This window comes from Vibrio sp. MOR3, assembly GCF_001557775.1.
GTDB lineage: Bacteria > Pseudomonadota > Gammaproteobacteria > Enterobacterales > Vibrionaceae > Vibrio > Vibrio jasicida.
This window is the reverse complement of sequence record NZ_LNRD01000002.1, coordinates 170,843-192,364: the sequence shown is the minus strand read 5'-3', so window position 1 is coordinate 192,364 and position 21,522 is coordinate 170,843. Positions and strand designations below refer to the sequence as shown.

Annotated in this window: 16 protein-coding genes; 12 read left to right on the top strand and 4 right to left on the bottom strand. The window is 43.4% G+C overall.

Features of this window, described 5'->3' with window-relative positions:
• The 4 genes from ATB76_RS05455 (at position 1) to ATB76_RS05440 (ending at position 6,577) form a co-directional block, all read left to right on the top strand.
• A complete protein-coding gene (locus tag ATB76_RS05455; RefSeq protein WP_061034837.1) occupies positions 1–2,331 on the top strand; it encodes an ATP-binding protein in 2,331 nt (776 codons plus the stop codon).
• Between the two features lie 172 nt (positions 2,332–2,503).
• On the top strand, positions 2,504–3,364 hold the full coding sequence (locus tag ATB76_RS05450; protein ID WP_038873249.1) for a helix-turn-helix domain-containing protein: 861 nt from the start codon (positions 2,504–2,506) through the stop codon (positions 3,362–3,364).
• The gene (locus ATB76_RS05445; RefSeq protein ID WP_230677747.1) at positions 3,354–4,538 is read left to right on the top strand and encodes a response regulator; all 1,185 of its coding nucleotides are present in this window, start codon (positions 3,354–3,356) and stop codon (positions 4,536–4,538) included. The genes ATB76_RS05450 and ATB76_RS05445 overlap by 11 nt, the downstream gene beginning before the upstream one ends.
• A gap of 326 nt (positions 4,539–4,864) precedes the next feature.
• The gene (locus ATB76_RS05440; RefSeq protein WP_042601660.1) at positions 4,865–6,577 is read left to right on the top strand and encodes a GMC oxidoreductase; all 1,713 of its coding nucleotides are present in this window, start codon (positions 4,865–4,867) and stop codon (positions 6,575–6,577) included.
• A 226-nt stretch (positions 6,578–6,803) separates the two neighbouring features.
• Here ATB76_RS05440 and ATB76_RS28620 read toward each other — a convergent pair whose 3' ends face one another.
• Positions 6,804–7,064 carry a hypothetical protein gene (locus ATB76_RS28620; protein WP_230677746.1) on the bottom strand — a complete coding sequence of 87 codons (261 nt, stop codon included), beginning with the start codon at positions 7,062–7,064 and terminating at the stop codon, positions 6,804–6,806.
• Positions 7,065–7,387: 323 nt separating this feature from the next.
• The gene (locus tag ATB76_RS28615) at positions 7,388–7,618 is read right to left on the bottom strand and encodes a hypothetical protein (protein WP_240538029.1); all 231 of its coding nucleotides are present in this window, start codon (positions 7,616–7,618) and stop codon (positions 7,388–7,390) included.
• Between the two features lie 396 nt (positions 7,619–8,014).
• Here ATB76_RS28615 and ATB76_RS05430 point away from each other — a divergent pair, with 396 nt between their 5' ends.
• The 6 genes from ATB76_RS05430 to tsgA all read left to right on the top strand — a co-directional run bounded on the left by ATB76_RS05430 (position 8,015) and on the right by tsgA (position 15,862).
• Positions 8,015–9,943 (top strand): Ig-like domain-containing protein, encoded by a 1,929-nt coding sequence (locus tag ATB76_RS05430; RefSeq protein WP_042601655.1) that lies wholly within the window; start codon positions 8,015–8,017, stop codon positions 9,941–9,943.
• A gap of 564 nt (positions 9,944–10,507) precedes the next feature.
• The gene (locus ATB76_RS05420; RefSeq protein WP_042601652.1) at positions 10,508–11,023 is read left to right on the top strand and encodes a M48 family metallopeptidase; all 516 of its coding nucleotides are present in this window, start codon (positions 10,508–10,510) and stop codon (positions 11,021–11,023) included.
• Positions 11,010–12,176 (top strand): 23S rRNA (adenine(1618)-N(6))-methyltransferase RlmF, encoded by a 1,167-nt coding sequence (gene rlmF, locus ATB76_RS05415; RefSeq protein ID WP_061034836.1) that lies wholly within the window; start codon positions 11,010–11,012, stop codon positions 12,174–12,176. The genes ATB76_RS05420 and rlmF overlap by 14 nt, the downstream gene beginning before the upstream one ends.
• Positions 12,177–12,368: 192 nt before the next feature.
• Positions 12,369–13,499 carry a diguanylate cyclase gene (locus tag ATB76_RS05410; protein ID WP_042601649.1) on the top strand — a complete coding sequence of 377 codons (1,131 nt, stop codon included), beginning with the start codon at positions 12,369–12,371 and terminating at the stop codon, positions 13,497–13,499.
• 401 nt (positions 13,500–13,900) lie between these two features.
• Complete coding sequence (gene deoD, locus ATB76_RS05405; RefSeq protein ID WP_061034835.1) at positions 13,901–14,608, top strand: purine-nucleoside phosphorylase; 708 nt, start codon at positions 13,901–13,903, stop codon at positions 14,606–14,608.
• Between the two features lie 87 nt (positions 14,609–14,695).
• The gene (gene tsgA, locus ATB76_RS05400; protein ID WP_061034834.1) at positions 14,696–15,862 is read left to right on the top strand and encodes an MFS transporter TsgA; all 1,167 of its coding nucleotides are present in this window, start codon (positions 14,696–14,698) and stop codon (positions 15,860–15,862) included.
• Between the two features lie 72 nt (positions 15,863–15,934).
• Here the strand turns inward: tsgA and ATB76_RS05395 are convergent, their stop codons facing one another.
• The gene (locus tag ATB76_RS05395) at positions 15,935–16,609 is read right to left on the bottom strand and encodes a Crp/Fnr family transcriptional regulator (RefSeq protein ID WP_038873229.1); all 675 of its coding nucleotides are present in this window, start codon (positions 16,607–16,609) and stop codon (positions 15,935–15,937) included.
• Between the two features lie 9 nt (positions 16,610–16,618).
• Complete coding sequence (locus ATB76_RS05390; RefSeq protein WP_042601643.1) at positions 16,619–17,047, bottom strand: hypothetical protein; 429 nt, start codon at positions 17,045–17,047, stop codon at positions 16,619–16,621.
• A gap of 224 nt (positions 17,048–17,271) precedes the next feature.
• Here ATB76_RS05390 and ATB76_RS05385 point away from each other — a divergent pair, with 224 nt between their 5' ends.
• Complete coding sequence (locus ATB76_RS05385) at positions 17,272–18,411, top strand: efflux RND transporter periplasmic adaptor subunit (RefSeq protein ID WP_042601641.1); 1,140 nt, start codon at positions 17,272–17,274, stop codon at positions 18,409–18,411.
• Between the two features lie 5 nt (positions 18,412–18,416).
• Entirely contained in the window at positions 18,417–21,506 is a 3,090-nt protein-coding gene (locus tag ATB76_RS05380) for a multidrug efflux RND transporter permease subunit (RefSeq protein WP_061034833.1), read from the top strand.
• The last annotated feature ends 16 nt before the right edge of the window (positions 21,507–21,522 follow it).

The following is a 21,522-nucleotide window of genomic DNA, read 5'->3' as shown; positions in this document are numbered from 1 at the left end:
ATGTCTTTCAGAAATAAGATACTGATCATCAACGCAACTCTTTTTCTCGTTTTCGTTGGCATTTTTGTCTACGGGACAATTCAGTATGTGAAGGGGAGTTATAATAACCAGTTAGACAGTATTAAAGAGGGGATCATCGGTCAAAATACGAAATTACTACAAACATTTGTCCAAAGCCAAGATGCCTTATTGGAAGAGAAAGCTGACTTTATTTTGGAGGAGATCAAATATCTATCTATGGTTTTTGAATCTTCATGTGTACGAGGGTATCCAACACTTGACCATATAGGGGAGAGCCTGCAATGCATTAATGATACGGCGACAGATTATATTAAAAGTATTGCATTTGTCGATATTTCTAAGAATATTCAAATTTCTTTGGCCGAAAATGGTTCAACATCAATACTTAGATACGATTCTAAGCACACGCCGTTGTGGGCGACCGACAATGCTTTTAAATACAAAGTAGTACGAGATAATATCGCAAATAACTTTTATATACTGCAACCAACAAAAGGTTTTCCAAACGTATTATTAAAGTTTGAACTTGATTTGAAAATTTTTTCACGTTCGCTGTCTTTTGATGGTTTAGATAACTATCAGTATCGATTTCTATTATTGGACGGTGAAGGCAATTTTATTGCATCGAACTTGCAGCAAAGTTTCCGCCGCTTATTAAACACAAAGATTGTGGTTGACGACCATTACGACACGTTACGCGATTACATTCAAAGTATGAAGTCTGGCTCGTTTACCGTGAAAGCAAAGGATGATGTTTACAACATTATTCATCGTCAGAATCAGACCATGAAGTGGCGAGTAATATTAGTGACACCGGAGTCTTATCTCCATTCTAGTTATGTATCGACAAGAGAGTTGCTGCTTTATTCTGATAATCGATTAGTTGAAAAGATTCTGTTTTCTTCGCTTGCATTATTCATACTATTTCTCGTTCTTATTTATTTCACTATGATGAAAACATTCCGTCCAGTGAATGATCTAATAAAACAAGCGAATTACTTAAAAGATAAAGACTTCACTAATGCTGCGAATATTGTTTATCACAACGGGGACGAGATCGAAGTACTGTCTCAAGCTTATAGCGAAGCAGGAAGAACGATTAAGCTGCTCGTAGAAGGGCTGGAAGGAGAAGTAAAACTGCGTACCGAACAGTACGAAAAAGCGGCTAAAGAGGCCCTTGATGCGACGAAGAAAAAATCAACTTTACTGTCTAATGTCTCACACGAAATCCGAACACCTCTTAATGCCATCATTGGCTATTTACATATGTTGAAAATAGAAAAATGCGGCACACATTGCAGTCATGAACTTGAGGGAATAAGCACGGCGAGCAACACGATATTAGATATTGTAAATGACCTCTTAGATTTTGAACGACTTGATTCAGTAAACTACAAGCTTCACCCGAAACATGTGGCAATAAATAAGATTGCACGAGATCTAGAAAAAACATTTCATCCTCTCGCAAAACAAAAAGGACTCAAACTCAACATTGTTAAAGAGGGGATTGGAGGGGCGCATCAGCTGTTTATTGACGAGTTGCGATTTCAACAGGCACTGTCGAACATTATCACGAATGCTATTAAATTTACTGACATCGGAGAAATCGAAATCAGTATTTCAATGGATTCGTTTGACGGCCAAAGAATGGTGGTTTTTGCTGTTCGTGATACTGGTAGAGGAATTAGGAAAGAGGATCTTGAAACGATATTTAATAGCTTTGAACAAGCAAATCAAGAAGATAAACAGTTCGGATTCGGATTAGGTCTAGCAATCACCAAGGCTATCATAAATCTGATGGGTGGTGTGTTAGCAGTAGAGAGTAAAATAGAACAAGGAAGCATATTTAAAATCGCACTTCCAATCTCTATGCTAACTCATAACGTACTTTTAGCACCTGAAGAGGATGAAGGAAGTGCCGACGATGAAAATATTGAAATACAGAGCTTTGAAGGCATTAAAGCGCTGGTGGTTGACGATGTTGAGTTCAACCGGGAGATATTAGAGTACCACCTGAATTTGCTTGGGATTGAATGCGTGACAGCGATAGATGGGGTCGATGCGCTCAATAAATTAGAGAAAGAAGTGGTGGATGTGATTTTAACGGATGTCTCTATGCCAAATATGGGTGGTGTCGAACTCGCAAATCGAAGTAAAAATGTCGCCCCAACGCTACCTATTATTGCCGTTACAGCAAGAGCAACCGTTCAAGAGGAGGAAAAAATGAGTCACTATTTTGATAATTATATTACGAAACCCGTCAACGAAATTGATCTGATGACGGCATTGTCACTGACTTTACATAAATAAATGCCCATCGTTTTCCTTGCGCAGGACAGGAGGAAAACGCTTGTAATTACTCGTGTTGTTGCACTGGTTGAGCACATGAAAAAAAACAGTTTGAAAAGTGCTCTTATATTCATAGCTAGTCATACAACAAAATTTAATCTTAGTTGATAAAGCAATAGATAAGTAGTCGCCTATGTTCGGAGAAATCATTCGCTCATTCAGAAAGCAGAGTAGCCTATCGCAGTTGGATTTTGTTAACGCACTACAAAAAAGTAGCAGTAACTTTGACAATTTAGATGTCGTCACGTTGAGTCGATGGGAAAGGGGAGCAACAAAACCGCACTTAAACAGGCAAAACGAGATTTTAGACATGTTGGGTGTCGATATCTTTGACGTGTGGTCGGCCGTCAATGACGTCAACAACTTGCCTGACTATACCAACAGAATAAACAACCACGGTTACTTTAATGAACGTGGTGTCGACGAAGTCGAGCTGATCGTACTTAACGCAACAAACCTAGACAGGCTAGGCGAGGTGTTAAACCTTGTTAATGCAATCTTTGAATACGAAGAAAACGCAGTGTTAAAAGCGATGGAGTTTCAAGGACTAACGCGAGAATCCATTGCCACGAAAATAATCAACCAACATGGAGGTGAACTTACGATTGCAGTTAAGCATGGTCAAATATTGGGGCACTTGTTTTCAGCCAGTTACAGTCTTGCCACTGATTTTCTAGGTGAGGATATGTTGTTTCATGATAAGAACGTGCACTTTATTTTGTCATTTAACTGCTCGCACATTGCTTCTCTGGTCGAGACATTAAGCCGAGAAGTCTATCGCTATATCCATAGTTTGGATCCAAATACAGAGCTGGTTTTGTATGTGAACAATCCAGTTATATTCAATCTGTTTTTCTCTTTGAGTTTCGAGTATCGAAGTGTATCGAGACAAGATGTGGTGTTCAAACTGATGAACATTGACATCAAGACTCTGAAATCTCAGAGGGTTTGGATGAACCTACTATCTCAATATAAGGATAAGCATGATGTATAAATCAGTACTTGTTGTTGATGACGTAGAGTTATCGCGAGAAATTATTAAAAGTGCGGTTTTGGCTGCGAGTGATTGTGCAAAGATCACCTGCGTCGAAAACGCTTATTCAGCGATCAATAAAATACGCAATAAGAAGTTTGATTTGGTCATTATGGACATCATGATGCCAAATGGAGACGGCTTTGAATTGTTGAGCATGATTTCACAGCTAGCGATCTCGACGAAAATCATCGTTATTTCGTCACTTAATAGCGCAGTTATCGATTCAATGCCGCAAATTGGGAAACTGTATGATCTTAATATCTTCAAAGCGTTAGAAAAGCCAATTAACTCCAAGAACGTCACTGATCTTGTCACGGAGGTTTTTGCCCAAGACGATGAGCAGCGAGAAACGGGTCATCGATACACCCATGATGTGAACATCTTTGACTTTCCGATTGGTGCTTATTATCAACCCCAGGTATCAACGATTAGCAACGGTATTATTGGCGTGGATATCAGTGGTAACTGGTTCAATAATGACGATGGGTTGTTGTTGTCGACACACCTTCTGCCAGAAATTGGTACATTGACGAGTAAAAAACTATTTAACCAGATCGTTATTGGAAGGTTCCTTCAAGACTACAAGGCGTATTTTAAGGAACTAGCCAATCGACTGTATTTTACCCTTCATATTCGCAGTGACTTCATTGACGATAGCTTCATTTACGGTTGCTTAATGGAGCTGGTTAAGTTTAATTCAAATCATCATTTTAGCCTGTATGTGGAGAGTGATGATCTACTTGAAGCCGATAGCTCGACGCGGATTCACCAGCTAGATGCACTGTTGACCAATGGCATTAGCTTGATTCTGGGCTCGGATAAGCTAACAGCGGAGCGTGTTATCTCGGCCTCGAAACTGCCTGTACGCGAGTTAAAATTAGCCGGTTATAACGATCCTACATTCAGTGCGAATGATAATGGTGATTTACTGCTGAGTATTTCTAACGCGTCTAAGCAAAGTAACCTCAGTGTGATGCTCGATGGAATAGAAGATGCGGCACTGAGTCAGTTGGCGGCGTCCAATGGGTTGACAAAGCAACAAGGCATTTTATTTGGTGGGCCTGTCAATGCGGAAACACTCACCAAGACACTAATAAAACAGAATAGGGGCATACCGGAAGGGGAGGTTTAATCACCGAGCAAACTATGGTTTTGTTTTCACGAGCCTTAATTTTCAATCAACACCAATCGCTTTCTTGGTTTGATTCTTTCCAAAGTTAATCCTCCGAGAAAAGTGTCTCACAGTGGCAATGGCATTATTTACTTCAAGCACTCCACGTTTAATTAGTAGACACTTTTCTCTTAAACCCTTGCACTTCAGTTTCTATTGAATGCAAAGGTGTCTATCTAAACAAACCGAGCTTTTTCAATAGGTTTCATTCTGAAATGCTCTATTTTCCTGACGCTTAGTTCAATCAAAATGAGAATGAGTTTAGTGTTAGCGTAAAAGGAGTTGTTATGAAACAAAACGATCGAAGAGGCTTTATTAAATCGTTTACCGCAACATCAGTCGCGGTTGGTCTAGGTGTTGCTTCAGCACCTTCAAAAGCCTTTTTCTTCAAAAAGAAAGAAGACACGGACCTAGATGTAGTGAAGGGCTCCCCTATATTAGAAAAGTATTTGCCCGAGCTTTTTGAGCGTCCGCCTCAGCTAAAACACCACACGCCAGTGCTGATTATTGGTAGTGGTTTTGGCGGAGCAGTCAGTGCATATCGACTTGGCAAAGCCGGTATCAGAACTTCCGTGATTGAACGAGGTAACCGTTGGCCAGTAGACACTAAGCGTGCCGTGTTTGCTCACGATATGATTGCGGACAAGCGCATGTTTTGGCAACGAGATAAAACGACATTTCCCGCGCTGACATTCGATCTACCATTCCTGCAAACAATCACTCCTCGAAATATCGAAAAATTTGGCGGGGTGTTGGATATTGTTGATAGATCGGGAGAAAACAATATCGATGGCTCTGATTTGCTACTCGGTACCGCGGTTGGCGGTGGCTCAGTCATTTACACAGGCGTGATGGTCATTCCCAAAGAGGAGCACTTCAACAAACTGTACCCTCAAGAGCTGTCATACAAAGAGATGGTAGAGACATATTATCCTCGTGTTCAATCTGTACTTAAACACACTGAAATGCCCGATGACATTTTTGCTAGTCTGCCTTTCAAACACTGCCGTGATTGGAATAAAGAGGTGAAAAAAGCGGGTTACCAGCCTTATAAAATTGAAGGTAACTGGAACTGGGATGTGGTTCGCAAAGAGCTAAAGGGACAGAGCCTTCCTTCGTCGACCATCGGCCTGACTAACTTCGGGAATAGTAACGGTTGTAAGAACGATCTTGTTCAAAACTACATTCCTTTAGCTGAGGCGACAGGGAATGTGACAATCCACCATAATCACGTTGTGCGTAACATCCGCATGAATGGTGATATTTACGAGTTAGATGTGGCGGAGATCGACGCGTATGGCAATGTTGTACATGAGCAAACGGTGACATGCGATAAGCTGATCATTTCTGCGGGTTCTTACCATACAACACGTTTGTTGGTTCGTGCAAAAGGTCGAGGTGACTTACCTGATCTCAACCAATATGTGGGGCAAAACTGGGGAGATAACGGGAATCGAATGGGCTTCCGACAATCGCCATTTGGTCTGCCGTCTGGTGTTGCTCAAGGTTCGCCATCACCAACGGCCATTTACGTTGATGAAGATGGTAGAAGTCCGATAGCCGCTGAAAACTGGGCGAATGCGGGTATTGCAGACGTTGGTATTTCGATGATGTTGTCAGTGACTGCAGACTTCAAAAACCGTGGTAGCTTTAGTTACGATCCATCAACCGATGATGCAAAGCTCTATTATCCGAAAGCGTTGGAAAAAGATGCGACAGATGCACTCCGAGCAATCAATAACCGTGTTGCAAAAGCCAATTGGCAACGCATTGGGGCACAAGGTTTCTCTGATGTGATCTTTACTGGTGCACACCCGGTTGGTGGTATGGAGCTTGGCAAGGCGACAGACATGTACGGTCGTGTCCATGGTTATGATGGTTTGTACGTGATCGATGGCGCGCTCATTCCAGGTAACAATGGTTGTGCTAACCCTGCACTGACTATCGCAGCACTGGCGGAACGAAGTATTGAAACGATTATTGCTGAAGACTTCGCTTAGCTTATGCTGAATAACCAAAGGCCTGATAGATTCGGGCCTTTTTAACGAGCGTGAGTTTTTAAAGTAAGTACTATCGTTTGAGTATTTGAGTATTTGAGTGTTTACGCAACTAAGGGCCAAGCCGCAGTCATCAATGCAGATGCTGGATGAATCACGGGCAAAAGGAGAGAGCAAGATAAAGCCACCTACACGGTAAGTGGCTTTAAAGTTAGTTAATTGTTGTTTATTAACCAAAAGAGAATGATTTAAAGCAACCTTGAATCCAAGCTTTACTGTCACCCTGAATATTGTAAGTTTTGTTCTTGCCACTGCCATGTGGGTAGAACTTAAAGCTTAGGCCACCTAGGTTATTGAACTTCACAGATGGTGTTGTACCACCAACGACTTTTTCAATCTTTAAACCAGATATGGATGATTTAACCAATTGAATGCTGTCTATTCCTTTGCCCGGATCGTAGGTCCTTCTATTGCTCCATTGCCAACCCATTCACCATTTTCATTGATCACCTCGGAGCCGTTAATGCTAATGGTTGAGGTATCAACAGAGTCAGGAGTAATGTTTCCCGTCACGTTGGTTGCAATCTCCGCGACGCGTGAATACAGCACTGGCTGTACGGCGTACTTTAAGTTGTTATCCGTCAGGTTCGGTGTTTTAACACCAACCGAGACATTAGAAACATCGTAAGAGAGGGCATTTTCATCGAGCAAATCAGGAATGTTGACAGAAAAAGAGATACCGGTTAGGTCTGTAAGAGAGGAGAGGCTTTGCTTAGAGATAGGAAGAGAACAAATGCCATTAAAAAAGTCATTTTAATACTGCTCAGTGCCTATGGTTAGGCTGGTGTTATTATCAACAATATCCACTTCAACATAATATTGCTCATCATCAATAGGGTCACCGGTTGTGATATCAAAAACATTCACAGCGAGCGCATGGGGTTGATCGAAGACATCACCTGCAAAGGTTGAGGTAGAAGCGTCAAGTGCTACCGCGAGATATATTGCACTCTTTCTCAAACTGGGCTGTGTTAAATTAAACACTGTTTACACTCCTTGGTATTAAAATAGACAATTTTCATATTTTCCGTATGTAATAAAATTAATCGCCTAACGCTCTAATTGATAATCGCACGATTGTTATGAATTAATTTATTCGAATTTTCTAAATTAATTCATTTTTATTGAATAATAATTAAACTGAATGTAAATTGGCATTTATAAATAAAAGCATTTAAAAGAGCCTTTGATGGTGTGGTGGTGTGTTTAACTGTATGTATTTAATGGGTTTTTGATTTTTAGCAGAAGTTTTCTGATAACTTTTATGTATTGAAATTAGCAAAGTAAGCATCTCTTCAAATATTAATGCATACGTGCTGTTACTCCTTGTTACCTATATCGGTAAGCTTATATTCGCTCAGCAAATATAGGAGTAAGCGCATGAAAATAAGCACCTCAATAAGGTCTACATTACTGACTGTGCTGACAGTAATAGGACTTAGTGCATGTAACCACGGAGTGAAAGAACTGGTAGTGACACCAAAAGAAAACAGTGTTCCTATCGGTTTTCAACTTCAATTAAAAGCAGAAAAAGTAACAAAAAAAGGCAAAGTTACTGATGTAACCATTAGTGATGATGTTAAATGGAGCAGTTCAGACGAATCAATTGCAACGGTTGATGACAATGGACTGGTGTCTACAGGTGATGTCACAGGTGTTGTGAAGATCACTGCAGTGGGCACATTTAGTGGTAAAAAATACGAAGACACAGTGATTGTCGAAGTAACGGAAGCGGTTGTTACATCTATCACCGTAACGCCAAAAGATGCCTCGACACCTGTTGGTCTGACTCGTTCGTATACAGCGACGGCAAACTTCTCTAACGGCCAGGCTATCGATGTTACAAGCGATAGTTCGACTAGTTGGGATAGTAGCGATTTTAATGTTGCAACCATCTCAAATGATGAGGAAACCAAAGGCCAAGTGAAAGCGAAGTCTGTGGGAGAGTCGACGATCACGGCATATATTGACGTTGATGGAGAACGCTTTAGCGACAGTGCGACATTGAACGTCACTGAAGCAATTGCCGTTTCTTTGGAAATTACACCAAAACTTCAAAGTGTATCGGTGGGACTCACAGAGCAATTCTCGGCTATCGTAACCATGTCTGATGGTGAAAAGCTGGATGTTACTAATGAGAACTCAATCAATTGGTCAAGCAGTGAGACAGATATTGCAACGGTATCAAATGACGCGGGCTCAAAAGGTCTCGTAACGGGTGTTGATACTGGTTGGACAACGATTGTTGTTTCTGGCGAAGTAAACGGCGAGTTTGTATACGCAAATGCGGGTCTACAAGTAACGCGCGCGGTTATCACTTCTCTCGAAGTTACCCCTGAAACGGAATCAGTACCTGTTGGTCTTGCTAAGCCGTTCAAGGCATACGCGACATTGTCTAGCGGCGAAGTTATCGATATTACCAACGACAGTGCGCTAAGTTGGAGTAGTAGTGATTCTAAAATCGCGACAATTTCAAACTCAGAAGTGGATAAAGGCACAGCAACGGGTGTTGCGATGGGTGAAGTTACCATTACTGCCTTTGTTGAAGCGGACGGTGAAGAAATTACCGACACAGCGAAACTGGTTATCACTGAAGCGGTTGTGCTGAAGTTAGATGTGACGCCTAAACCTCAAGACAGCTTGGATACGCCTCAAATTCCATCAGGAAAGACAAAGCAATTCAAAGCAGAAGTCGTAATGTCAGATGGTGTTCGCATTGACGTAACAACAGCAGACAACCTTTACTGGAGCAGTGATGATCCAGAAATTGCAACCATCTCTAACAGTGCTGGTGAAAAAGGTCTTGCGACCGGTGTCGATGTTGGCAAAGTATTTATTACTGCGCGTCTACTAACAGATGATTACACCATCGAAGATAACGCTGAGCTAACGATTACGCCACCACATAGTGCTTCATTCTACGTATTTACAGAGCGTTCTGAGAATATCGTTCAAGGTGAGATGGTGCATTACATCGGCTATAGCCGAAACATCATGGGTCGCTACGTCCCAACCTCTGGCTTCATGTACCTAAACAGTGCTATGCAATTTATCTACATTGATGGTGGTGAAGGTAAGTCAATTGAAGAGCACAAATTCTTCTTTGGTCAAAGCAGTGAAGAGCCAATCTCAGGCGCTTTACGCTATGAAGCAACCTTTGAGTGGGATGACGGTACAGAAACGAAAGGCATCCTGGAATGGGATTTCGAAGAGAAAGTTTACTTCCTAACGGATCCTACCGTTGTTGAAAAGCTTCTTGATTTCGAATTGGACTTCAGTCTTATCGTTTCTAACGAAGGCGACTTCTAAATACCAATGAAGTAAAAATACCGATAGCAATCGTCATTGATGTAATGACCTGTCTAAGAGGGAGTGAGAAATCGCTCCCTCTGTTTTGTTTATCGCCTTATAAAACAAAAGAAATAACCACCGTCACATCTTCTGGAGGAAATATGCCTGATGTAGAGCGCATAAAAGATGAGTCAATAGAATTGCCCAACGCCTACCGATCTTGGCTAGAATATTGGGAAACCGTGCAAAACCAGCAAGCAACCAATTGTTGCAACTCTCGTTGCCTAGAAAGAGCAGAGTTAGGTTGTTTGGTTCGAAATAAAACAACGCAAGAAACATTCGTTACTGCTTTGTGCCCATTGTGCGCAAGTGACACGAATAAGAAAGTGCACATAACAAAACGTTTACTCGCTAAAAAGCCATATACACAATAAACGTATCTGCCGAGACGAGAACATGCTTTTCAAGACGAGCAGGGTGCACAGGATTGAAAGCCCACGTGAATAGCAATCCCTAGATGAAACTCTTGCTCATCTCGGGTATATTTAGCGCCTTTCTTTTGTCATAGCAGACTTAATACGCATGCATCCGTCACTTCGATACATTCAAGGTTATCCGCAGAACATTGTTGAGCAAGTCAGATCACTCATCGACAGCGGTAAACTGGTGCCTTGGTTCGAAAAACGCTACCCAGATAGACACCAAATCAAAAGCGAAAAGGCACTCTACGAGTACGCAATAGCGATCAAAAACCGCTACATGAAGAAAGCCGCCCCAATTAGCAAAGTGGTCTACGATAAGAAAATTCACGCGGTCAACAATGCACTTGGTTTGCATAGCGTGATCAGCCGTAACCATGGTGGCAAGCTCAAATCGAAAAATGAGATACGCATTGCGAACGTGTTTAAAGATGCACCTGAAGCGTTATTACGCATGCTGGTGGTGCATGAGCTGGCGCACACTCGTGAGAAAAACCACGACAAAGCCTTTTACCAGCTGTGCTGTTATATGGAACCTGAGTATCACCAACTCGAATTTGATGCTCGTCTGTTTATGATTTACCTCGATTTAAAAGCGAATTCGAATGAAGACCAATAATCACAACGCGAAACAAGCTCAGCCAAAATCGGCGAAGTCTAAGCCGAGCCAAGAAGCCACCAAGATCAAACCAAAGCGTGTGAAAAATAAACCGACAGCAAAAGCTGCAAAAAGCACAGGTCTGAAAACTAACGCCGCGAACAAAAGCAGCGATGTGGAAGTGATCAAAATTGCTAAAAGTGGATTGCATGAACGTAATGCACATCGAGGTCGCTACGATTTCAAAAAGCTAATCACAGCAGAGCCTCAGCTCAAATCATTTGTAATAAAGAATCCGAAAGGGGAAGACTCAATCAACTTCTCCGATCCAAAGGCCGTCAAGATGCTCAATAAAGCATTGCTGGCGGCGCACTATGATATTGAATATTGGGATATCCCTGATACTTACTTGTGCCCGCCAATTCCTGGGCGCGCGGATTACGTTCATCGTGCAGCCGAGTTGCTTGATGGTGAAGTAAAAGGCAAGTATGCGCACCATAAAGTGCGAGCGCTTGATGTTGGTGTTGGTGCAAACTGTATTTACCCAATTGTAGGTGTGACTCAATACGGATGGCATTACACCGGTAGCGATGTTGACCCAACATCGATTGAGTCTGCACGAGCAATTACAGAACGCAACGCCTTGTTAAACGGTAAGATCGAACTCGTACAGCAAACCAGTGAGTCCAATATTTACCGCGGTATTATCCAGCCAAACGATCGCTACGATATTACGACTTGTAACCCGCCATTCCATCGTTCAGTTGAAGAAGCCGCGATGGGCAGTCAGCGTAAGCTGGATAATTTAAAAGCGAATCAGCGCAAAAAGGGCGTGAAGGTTCAAGCTAATCAAGCGAAAACGCCGCAAGTAAAAGCCAATAAACCTGCGCTTAACTTTGGTGGACAAAATGCTGAGCTATGGTGTGAAGGTGGTGAAGCTGTATTCATCCGCAAAATGGCGAACGAAAGCCAAGTATTCAGTGCACAAGTGCTTTGGTTTACCACGTTAATCTCAAAGAAAGACAATGTTCGTCCGATCCGCAAACAACTTGAGAAGTTGGGTGTAAAAGCGATCCGAATCGTGGAAATGAGCCAAGGACAAAAAGTCAGCCGCTTTATCGCCTGGTCCTACATGGACAAATCGCAGCGTAAAGCGTGGATTGAATTAAAGTAATTATTCACCGCATACTTTCCCAACCAATAAAAATAGCACCACTCTGTTGGTGCTATTTTTTAACAATTAATTTAATATTTATAACAAATTTGACTATTCTTCTGATTAATAGATTTGATTATAAGGGCTATCAACTTTAAATAACATGGGGTACTATTCCCCACAAGAAATAGTGTTAATACTTGAATAGTTATGTCTGATAATGAATTGATCATTTTTCCTTGGAATCACAATTTTGAGACAGGGATTAAAAAGATCGATGAACAACATTACCATCTCTTTTTATTGGTAAATAAATTAGCCAATACGTTGATTTATGATGATCAAATAGAAGTTGACGGTGTGTTTAGTGAATTAAAAGACTACGCTCAATACCACTTCTCTTTTGAAGAAAGCATCTGGAACGAGCACTTTCTTGATGATGTTTGGAATGATGATCACAAGAAAAGTCATGCGTCGTTTGTCAACGAAGTCATCAAGATTCAATCTGAATCTAAAACCCTCAACTGGCAAGAATCTATCGAACATATCCTGCAGTTCTTAATTCGTTGGCTCGTATTCCATATCATCGGCGATGACAAGAAAATGAGTGTCGCGTTGAAAGAGTTGGAATCTACCGATTCTTTAGAGACGGCAAAAGTGAACGCGGTAGACACACTGCAGGGTATCAATGGCTTAGTCGCAGATACTGTTCTCAAAATGTATTTTGAAGTGTCTACTCAATCCATTGAGCTTGTTAGAGAAAAACATCGTCGTTTTGTGGCAGAAAAAGAGTTGAGATGCCTCAACAAAAAACTGCAAGAACTTGCGATAACTGATGAACTATCGGGTTTATATAACCGTAGATACTTCAACATAATGACGCCAGATATTCTTTCCAAAGCGCAAGCAGGAAAGCAAACTGTCAGCTTTATTTCTATTGATTTAGATTATTTCAAGCAGCTTAATGACGAGCTTGGTCACCTAAAGGGCGATGAGGCCATCACCAAGGTTGGGGCGTTATTATCTTCGCAATTCAATGGTATTGATGAAATCGCTTTTCGAATGGGTGGGGAAGAGTTTTTGATTGTGCTTGTTGACTCAGAGCATGAACATTGCGTTGAGCGCGCAGAGTCACTGAGAGAATCGATCTCTAAACTTTCAATCCTATGCGAAAATAATGCTCAGGCTCACTTGCTAACGAGCTCTATTGGCGTATTTAGTCAACGGGTAGAAACACACTTAGACATTCGATACTTCTTAGATAAAGTAGACCAGTGTTTATATAAAGCAAAACTGAGTGGAAGAAATAAGGTTGTTGCAGAATCTATACTCACTATTTAATCTAAATAAAAACTACAGGTGATTATTATAAATATAATAAAAAGGAAAATTAATACCATAATTACCACTTTTCTTTTGAGATGCTCTTAAAAATCAATGACAATGAATCTGATTTATTGAATGAGTTGAAGTTATCAGCGGCCCTCTGATTAAAAAGCAAACCTGTAAACCTCCATGACAGAATTTGTAATCTGTTTTTATATTTTACCGTAGCTATTTCAGTCATTAATGATCATTCGCTTCGAACCGATGCAACTTCGTCGGTTTATCTGTTGAACCGACTCCATATTTACTGTTTGCTCAGTTATGAGAGCTCGCACTTTCAAACCGGACTTTTGCCCTGAAACTTTGCCCTGTTTCCTCATTATGATTGCGCCATCAGAACGAACGAGGAAAACATTATGACTGCTCATATCGCAGGTTCTGCAGAAGATTTTGCTTCAACTGTTATCATGCCGGGAGATCCGCTACGCGCGAAATACATCGCTGAAACCTACCTAGATGACGCCAAACTGGTTACGGAAATTCGTAACATGCTGGGTTACACCGGCTACTACAAAGGTCAGCGCATTTCAGTGATGGGGCACGGAATGGGTATTCCATCAATGGTGCTTTACGGTCACGAGCTGATTAATGACTTTGGTGTGAAACGCATCATCCGAATCGGCAGCATCGGCGCGACGCAAAAAGACGTTCACATGCGTGATGTTATCCTAGCCCAAGCGGCAGGCACAGATTCACCGACGAATGCTAAGCGCAGCAGCGGCTACCATATGGCAACGTCTGCAACGTTTGAATTACTGCACAATGCTTACATGTCAGCGAAAGAGAAGGGCATAGATGTCAAAGTGGGTAACATCTTCACAGGCGATCTTTACTACGATCCGGATGAAGATATGATCCCAGCCTTAGAGCGCTTTGGCGTGCTTGGTGTGGATATGGAAGTGGCGGGCTTGTACGGCTTGGCGCACCAATTCGGCATTGAATCGCTGGCGATTTTGACCGTGTCTGATCACTGTATTACTGGCGAAGAAACCACAGCAGAAGAGCGTCAGCTTTCTTTCCACAACATGTTTGAAATTGCGCTAGAAACTGCGATTAAAGCTTAACCCTACAATTAAGTTTTCTTTGAGAGCTGGCTCGCTGGCTCTCTCTAATACTAAGAACATCTATCTCATGAGCCCTTGGAGTGAATTATGAAAAATAAAATAACACTCACCGCAATTAGCTTTCTCGCTAACTTCATTATGGCGGGTTTTTCGACCCAATTTTGTATGTTGGTTGAACCACTTGCCAATACCTTTGATGCGAACGTTAACGAAGTCGCATCGATTTTCTCGCTATTAAACGGCGGCGCACTTGCCGGTACTATCGCGGCTTTCTTTTTGATTGAAAAAGTCGGCATCAAACGCATGACCGTGCTGTGTTATGGTGCTATTGCTGCTTCTGCATTGGGCCTATACGTTGCGCCATCTCTGTTCATCGTGATGCTTGGCATGACTGTGATTGGTTTCTGTGGCGGTGTCGGTCTTTGTATCGCGGGTACTATCGTAGTATCGGTATGGAAAGACAAAATTCAAAGCACCATGCTGGTGGTTCAAGATGCGACCTTTAATGTTGCAGGCGTCGTTTTCCCATTGATCACCACTTACGCGCTGACGAACGCAATGAACTGGAGCATCAGTTACCTAAGCGTGGGTGTAGTGGCGTTGGCAACCATGTTTGTTGCTTTGCTGACTAACTTTAACCAATGCGGTGGTGAAAGCGGCTCGGAGCAAGAGGCAAAATCAGAGTGGAACTTCGGCATCATCAGCGGTGGCGTAGGTTTGTTCCTAGGTATGCTTGCGCTGTACACTTTCCTAACTTGGGCGCCAATGTTCGTGAAAGAGAAGTTTGATATTCCATTTGAGCAAGCAGGCAACATCATCACTCAATACTGGTCTGCAGCTCTGGTTGGTGCATTGGTTTCTACCGTGATTGTTTCGCGCATGAAGATTCAAACTTTTCTACTGACGATTATCTCAGTTGCAATGGTGATCACCAGCGTTATCGTTACTACGGATAAACTAGAATGGTTGTCATACCTGACTTACGGTTACGGCTTTGCTTGTACAGCGCTTTACAATGCTTTCATCGCTTACGGTGTATCATTTGTGCGCAATGCAACCAGTAAGAACGTGTCTTACATCTTAATCAGCGGCAGCGCGGGTGCGATGTTCAGCCCAGCCATCAGTTCGGTAATGGAAAGCGTGGTTGGTCTGCAAACCGTGATGTACGCTATTCCTGTTATCTACGCAGTGGTCGTCGCAATGCTGGTGGTTTCAATGAAATTTAAGACAGTAGAGCAAACGCAAATCGCTTAAATGAAGTTAAGTAAGAGAACAAAAAGGTCTGCACCATGCAGACCTTTTCTCATTTACGATTGAAGAACTTAGCTATTCTTCAACAAAATTACGCAGTCCGTCCAAGTCGAGAATACGTAATCCTTTCTTTTCTTTGGCGATAAAGCCTTTACTTTCAAGCTCTTTCACCGCGCGGCGATAAACACGGTCTGAGGTGGCAAATCGCTCCGCTTCCAAATAGTTCTTTTGGAACCCATCCACTGGCAGGTCATTTAAATACTGATGATAGATGTCGTATGCCACGTTATAGGTGATTGGGTAGAGTAATCGGCGAGAAAGAATCTCCACCGTATCTTGGTAATCAATCGCGATGGCGCTGGCAAAGTAAAGCGACAGTCGAGGCTGTTCTAACAAGCATTTTTGCAGCTTTTGCGCGTCAATAATCGCAACTTCCACCGGTTCTACCGGAACGATGTCCATTTGGCAGCGATAGCCGGTAAAGAACTCCATCTCACCAAAGACTTGTTGTTCACACTCAAGCGTACCAAGCAGAAAGGTTTTGCCGTTTCTTGCCGTGACACCCATGGAAATGCGACCGGAATCGACCAAATATAAGTTCTCGACATGCTCACCTTGGGTGAGGAGCTTTTCGTTTTCATCAAAAATTCGGCGCGTACAGATGCAATCTCGGATCGTTTTTTCGATGAGATGTTTATCTTCACTCCATTGCGCCTCAAAGCGTCCTTTACCTAGGGTTTGTAATTGCATCGACGTACCTTAAATGACAATTCCCGCTAGCTCAAAACGTGCCATTAATGGCTTGCTCTCTTGCTGATACCAACTTGCTGGCATGTTGGGTTTAAGCTGGGCTTTTTCTTGTTTGCTGATCACAACATAGCGCAAAAATGTGTCGAGTGTGCTCACCATTATTTCAAAGCTCATGTCGCCATCTTTACTGATGGTTTTTAATAGTCCAACGATCGTATCTTCTGGTATCAGCGGCTCGATAATCGCATGTTTTCGCTCGGTAATCGTCTTAGAACAAGGTAGAGAAGCACGGGCTGTTTCCCAACACACTTTATTGGTTTTACTCACGAGGTTGTGTTTGTAGCAGTAATAGCTAAACAAAAAGCGTGACAGGTTCTGCCAGCGCTCTGCTTGGACTTCTAACCAAAGGTGTTGCAGCTCGATATCAGCATCAGTCATGGGAATGCGTCAGAAAAGGAAAAGAGGGTGTAGTGTAACTGCGTTTAAGGCATTCGAAAAGTCACACGCATGTCGCTCTATTAGGGTTATTGCCCGGTATTGCCTGTTCTCTTAACCCTACCTTAACCAAACCGCTGCTAGTTTCCGTTTTCATACTGCTCCGTCCTTGGGAGCGAATTCAAGTTAAGTGACGAAAACGTGTCATCTGATTGTGAGAAAGAAACATGTACAGAAAGTCTTTGGTTGCGGTGATGATTGCCGCCGCTCTTATAACCACAGGGTGCAACCCATCTTCCGCTTCTGAAGAAGCCAGTCAAGAAGGTCCGGCAGCATTTGCTCAGGTTGTAAAACTCTCTACTGTTGTTGCCAAATCCACGACTACGGCGTTGTATGAGCAAGTGCAAGGGCGCGTAAATCCCATCAAAATTGCGCAAATACGCCCTCAAGTCGAGGGGATCATCGAAGCAAGGTTATTTACCCAAGGGGACTTTGTGAAGAAAGGCACACCCTTATATCAAATCGATCCTGACTCCTACCAAATTGAAGTCGAAACTCAGCGTGCTAACGTGGTTGAAGCTGAAAACGCTTATAAAAAAGCACAGGCGCAATATGAGCGATTGAAAAAGCTCAGTGAGACCGATTTTGCCAGTCAGCAGAACTTAGATGATGCGCGTTTTAGCGTTGGTACAGCGAAAGGGCAATGGATGAGCCGCAAAGCGCAGCTTAATAAAGCTAAACTCGATTTAGAGCGGACCGTCGTAACCGCTCCAATTGACGGTGTGATAGGTGAAGAGCTGATCACTGAAGGTGCGTTGGTCAAGCCGAGTGACTCGTCGCCGCTAGCGGTGATTCGCAAGGTTGATCAAGTGTATCTCGATGTGCAAGTGCCGGCGTCTATGGCTTCTCGTTTAACCGATGATATCCATCAATCCGATCTCAGCTTAAAAGTGATATCGCCCGGCGGTCAGATCCTCTCCGGTAAGGTGGTCTATTCCGCTGTGTATGTGGATGAAGAAACCAGCAACGTGACCTTGCGTGCTGTCGTTGATAACACATCGCGAGGATTGTTGGTTGGGCAATTTGTACGAGCACAGATCCCCGTTGGCGAAGTTGAGGGTTTTGCTATTCCCAATTTAGCCGTGAAACACAAATCGACGGGTGAGGCTTACTTGTTGGTGGTGAAAAATGGGCAATTGGAAGAACGGCTTGTAACGACCGATGGTAATACTGGCGGCATGACCTTAGTGACCAGTGGTGTCAATGAGGGAGAGCAAGTGGTGGTCGTTGGTGGTGAGAACGCTTTTCCCAGTACCAGTATCGAAACAATGGAATGGCACGACAATACTAAGCAGTTGAATGGGTAATCACTATGTCGCACTTTTTTATTCGCCGCCCCATCTTTGCGTGGGTGATCGGCATCCTTATTACGCTTTTGGGTTTAGTGTCGATTACTCAGCTCGCAGTGGAGCGATTTCCGTCGGTGAGTCAGCCTCAGGTTGACGTCTTTTTTAGCTACCAAGGAGCCTCGCCGGAAACCATCAATGACACCGTTATTTCGATCATCGAACGTGAGTTGTTTGGTACTGATGGCATTGAGTCGTTTACATCCAGCTCAGATTCGGCTGGTAATGGGCAGATCAGCGTGAAGTTTGCCTACGGAACTGACCCTGAACTGGCTCAAATTGCGGTGCAGAACAAAATAAAAACCGTTGAGCCTCGTTTACCTCAAGATGTAAGACAAAGTGGTTTGAATGTTGAGTCGAGTTCAAGCTCCGATCTGATGTATTTAAGCGTGTACTCCAAATCAGGCAAGATGACAGAAGGGGCACTGAGTGACTTTTTAGCGCGTAATGTGACCGATGAAATCAAGCGTATACCTGGAGTTGGTAAAGTGACGGTTTACTCTGCCGAGCACGCGATGCGTATATGGGTCGATCCACAAAAGCTAGTTTCTTATGACCTTACCATGTCTGACGTGACGGGCGCCATCAGCGCGCAAAACGTACAAATCTCTTCGGGGCAAGTCGGGCAAGAGCCTGCAAAAGTAGGGCAGAAAACCGTAACGCCGTTGACCGCGTCGGGACAGCTCAAAAACGTCAAAGAGTTTGAGAACATCATTTTGCGCTCTTCGACCGATGGTAAACAACTGCGACTTAAAGATGTGGCGCGCGTTGAATTGGGGCAAGAAAGCTATAATTTTGGTAGTCGCATCAATAGCAAGTCGTCGGCAAGTATCGGGATTAAGATGATGTCAGGCGCGAATGCGGTGGCGACGTCGAACCGTATTCATGCGCGGATGAAGGAGCTTAAGAAAACCTTTCCTGAAGACATCGACTACATGGCGTCGGGTGATGCAGCACCATTTGCGAAAATCTCCATTCAGAAAGTGGTTAAGACGTTGGTTGAAGCGATGATCTTGGTGTTTATCGTGATGTACCTATTTTTGCAGCGATTTACTTACACCTTTATCCCCGCCATTGTCGCGCCGATAGCCTTGTGCGGTGCGTTCGTGATCATGAAGTTGATGGGCTTTTCGATTAATGTTTTCACTATGTTCGGGATTGTTCTATCGATCGGTATCATTGTGGATGATGCGATCATTGTGGTGGAAAACGTCGAACGCTTGATGGCAAAAGAAGGACTATCGCCTTTAGAAGCGACTAAAAAAGCGATGAAAGAAATCTCCGGTGCCGTAATTGGGGTAACGGCGGTCATGGTGGCGGTGTTTGTGCCAATCTCTTTCGCTTCGGGGACATCTGGGCAAATCTATCAGCAGTTTGCGCTGTCGATCGCTGTTGCGATTTTGTTCTCTGCATTTTTAGCGCTAACCCTGACGCCAGCGCTGTGTGCGACCATGTTAAAACCCATTAAGGAAAATGCGCATAAGCGTACGGGTTTATTGGGTTGGTTTAACCGCGCGATTGAATCCTCCACCCAGCGTTATGGCTCGTTGGTGGCGAAGACAACCAATAAAACGATGCGCATGATGGGGATTTACCTCGTGCTATCGGTGGGTGCGGTGTACATGTTCCAGCAACTCAACAGCACTTTCTTCCCAGAAGAAGATCAAGGTTACTTCTTTTCGTCGATCCAACTGCCAGCCGATGCGAGCCGAGAAAGAACCTTAGAAGTGGTTTCGATTGCTGAAAAGTTCTTATTAGCTCAGCCAGAGGTGCGTGCTTCCAACGTAGTCTTGGGCTTTAGTTTTGCGGGTTCTGGCTCCGGCTCTGCACTCATGATTACAGACTTAGTTGAGTGGGATAAGCGTGAGCGTTCGAGTGCGGACATTGCAAATGCATTTAACGCGTACATGAGTGAGCACTCTAATGACGGTGCGGTGTTTGCGGCTTTACCTCCTACAATCCAAGGGTTGGGCGCAACTAATGGCGTTAGCTTTCAACTGCAAGACCGAGCAAATAGAAGCGCAGCCGATTTTGAACAGCTGAAACAGAAGTTCAACCAAGCATTGACGGCTCGACCAGAAGTGACAGGGCTGTTTTATAACGCAACTCCTTATACGGTAGGGCTGGCGTTAGATATTGACCGTGAAAAGGCAATGACGTTGGGTGTTTCGTTCTCTGACATTAGCGAAACTCTGAGCACCGCTATGGGATCAAACTACGTCAATGATTTTCCAAACCATGGGCGGATGCAGAAGGTGATTGTGCAGGCGGACCAGAAATACCGCATGAACATCGAAGATGTTTTGGGCATTACGGTGAAAAACAGCAGTGGAAAATTGGTCTACTTATCCGAGCTGATCAAAGCCGATTGGCAGTCCATGCCGCAACAGCTGACGCGATATAATGGTATGCAAGCGGCGGACACTTCTGCGATGGCGGCTCAGGGCTACAGCTCCGGACAGGTAATGAACGCAGTGTTAGAAGTCGCTAGCCAAGTCGATGACAGCGTGAGTATTGAATGGACCAACTTATCCAAACAAGAACGCCAGGCAGAATCTGAAGTGGAGATCCTGTTGCTGTTCTCTTTGCTGGTGGTGTTTTTAGTGCTTGCCGCGTTATATGAGAGCTGGACCATACCGATTGCGGTTGTCTTGGTCGCACCGCTTGGGCTGTTGGGCTCTGCGTGGGCGGTATCATTAAGTGGGCTGCAAAATGATATGTTCTTTAAAGTGGGGTTAATTGCCCTGATCGGGTTATCGGCTAAAAACGCGATATTGATTGTTGAGTTTGCCAACCAGCAACGCAAGCAGGGATTGTCGGTTGTTGAAGCGGCAATTCAAGCGGCGAAATTGAGATTACGACCAATCTTGATGACCTCTCTGGCATTTACCTTTGGTATTGTGCCACTGATGTTCGCAAGTGGGGCAAGCTCAGAGATCCAGAACTCACTTGGTACAGGCGTATTTGGTGGCATGGTATCAGGGACGTTATTAGCCTTGTTGTTTGTGCCGACCTTCTTTGTGTTTGTGAACAAGCTAACCAAAACTAAGCGTTAAGTCGCGTCAATGGTTA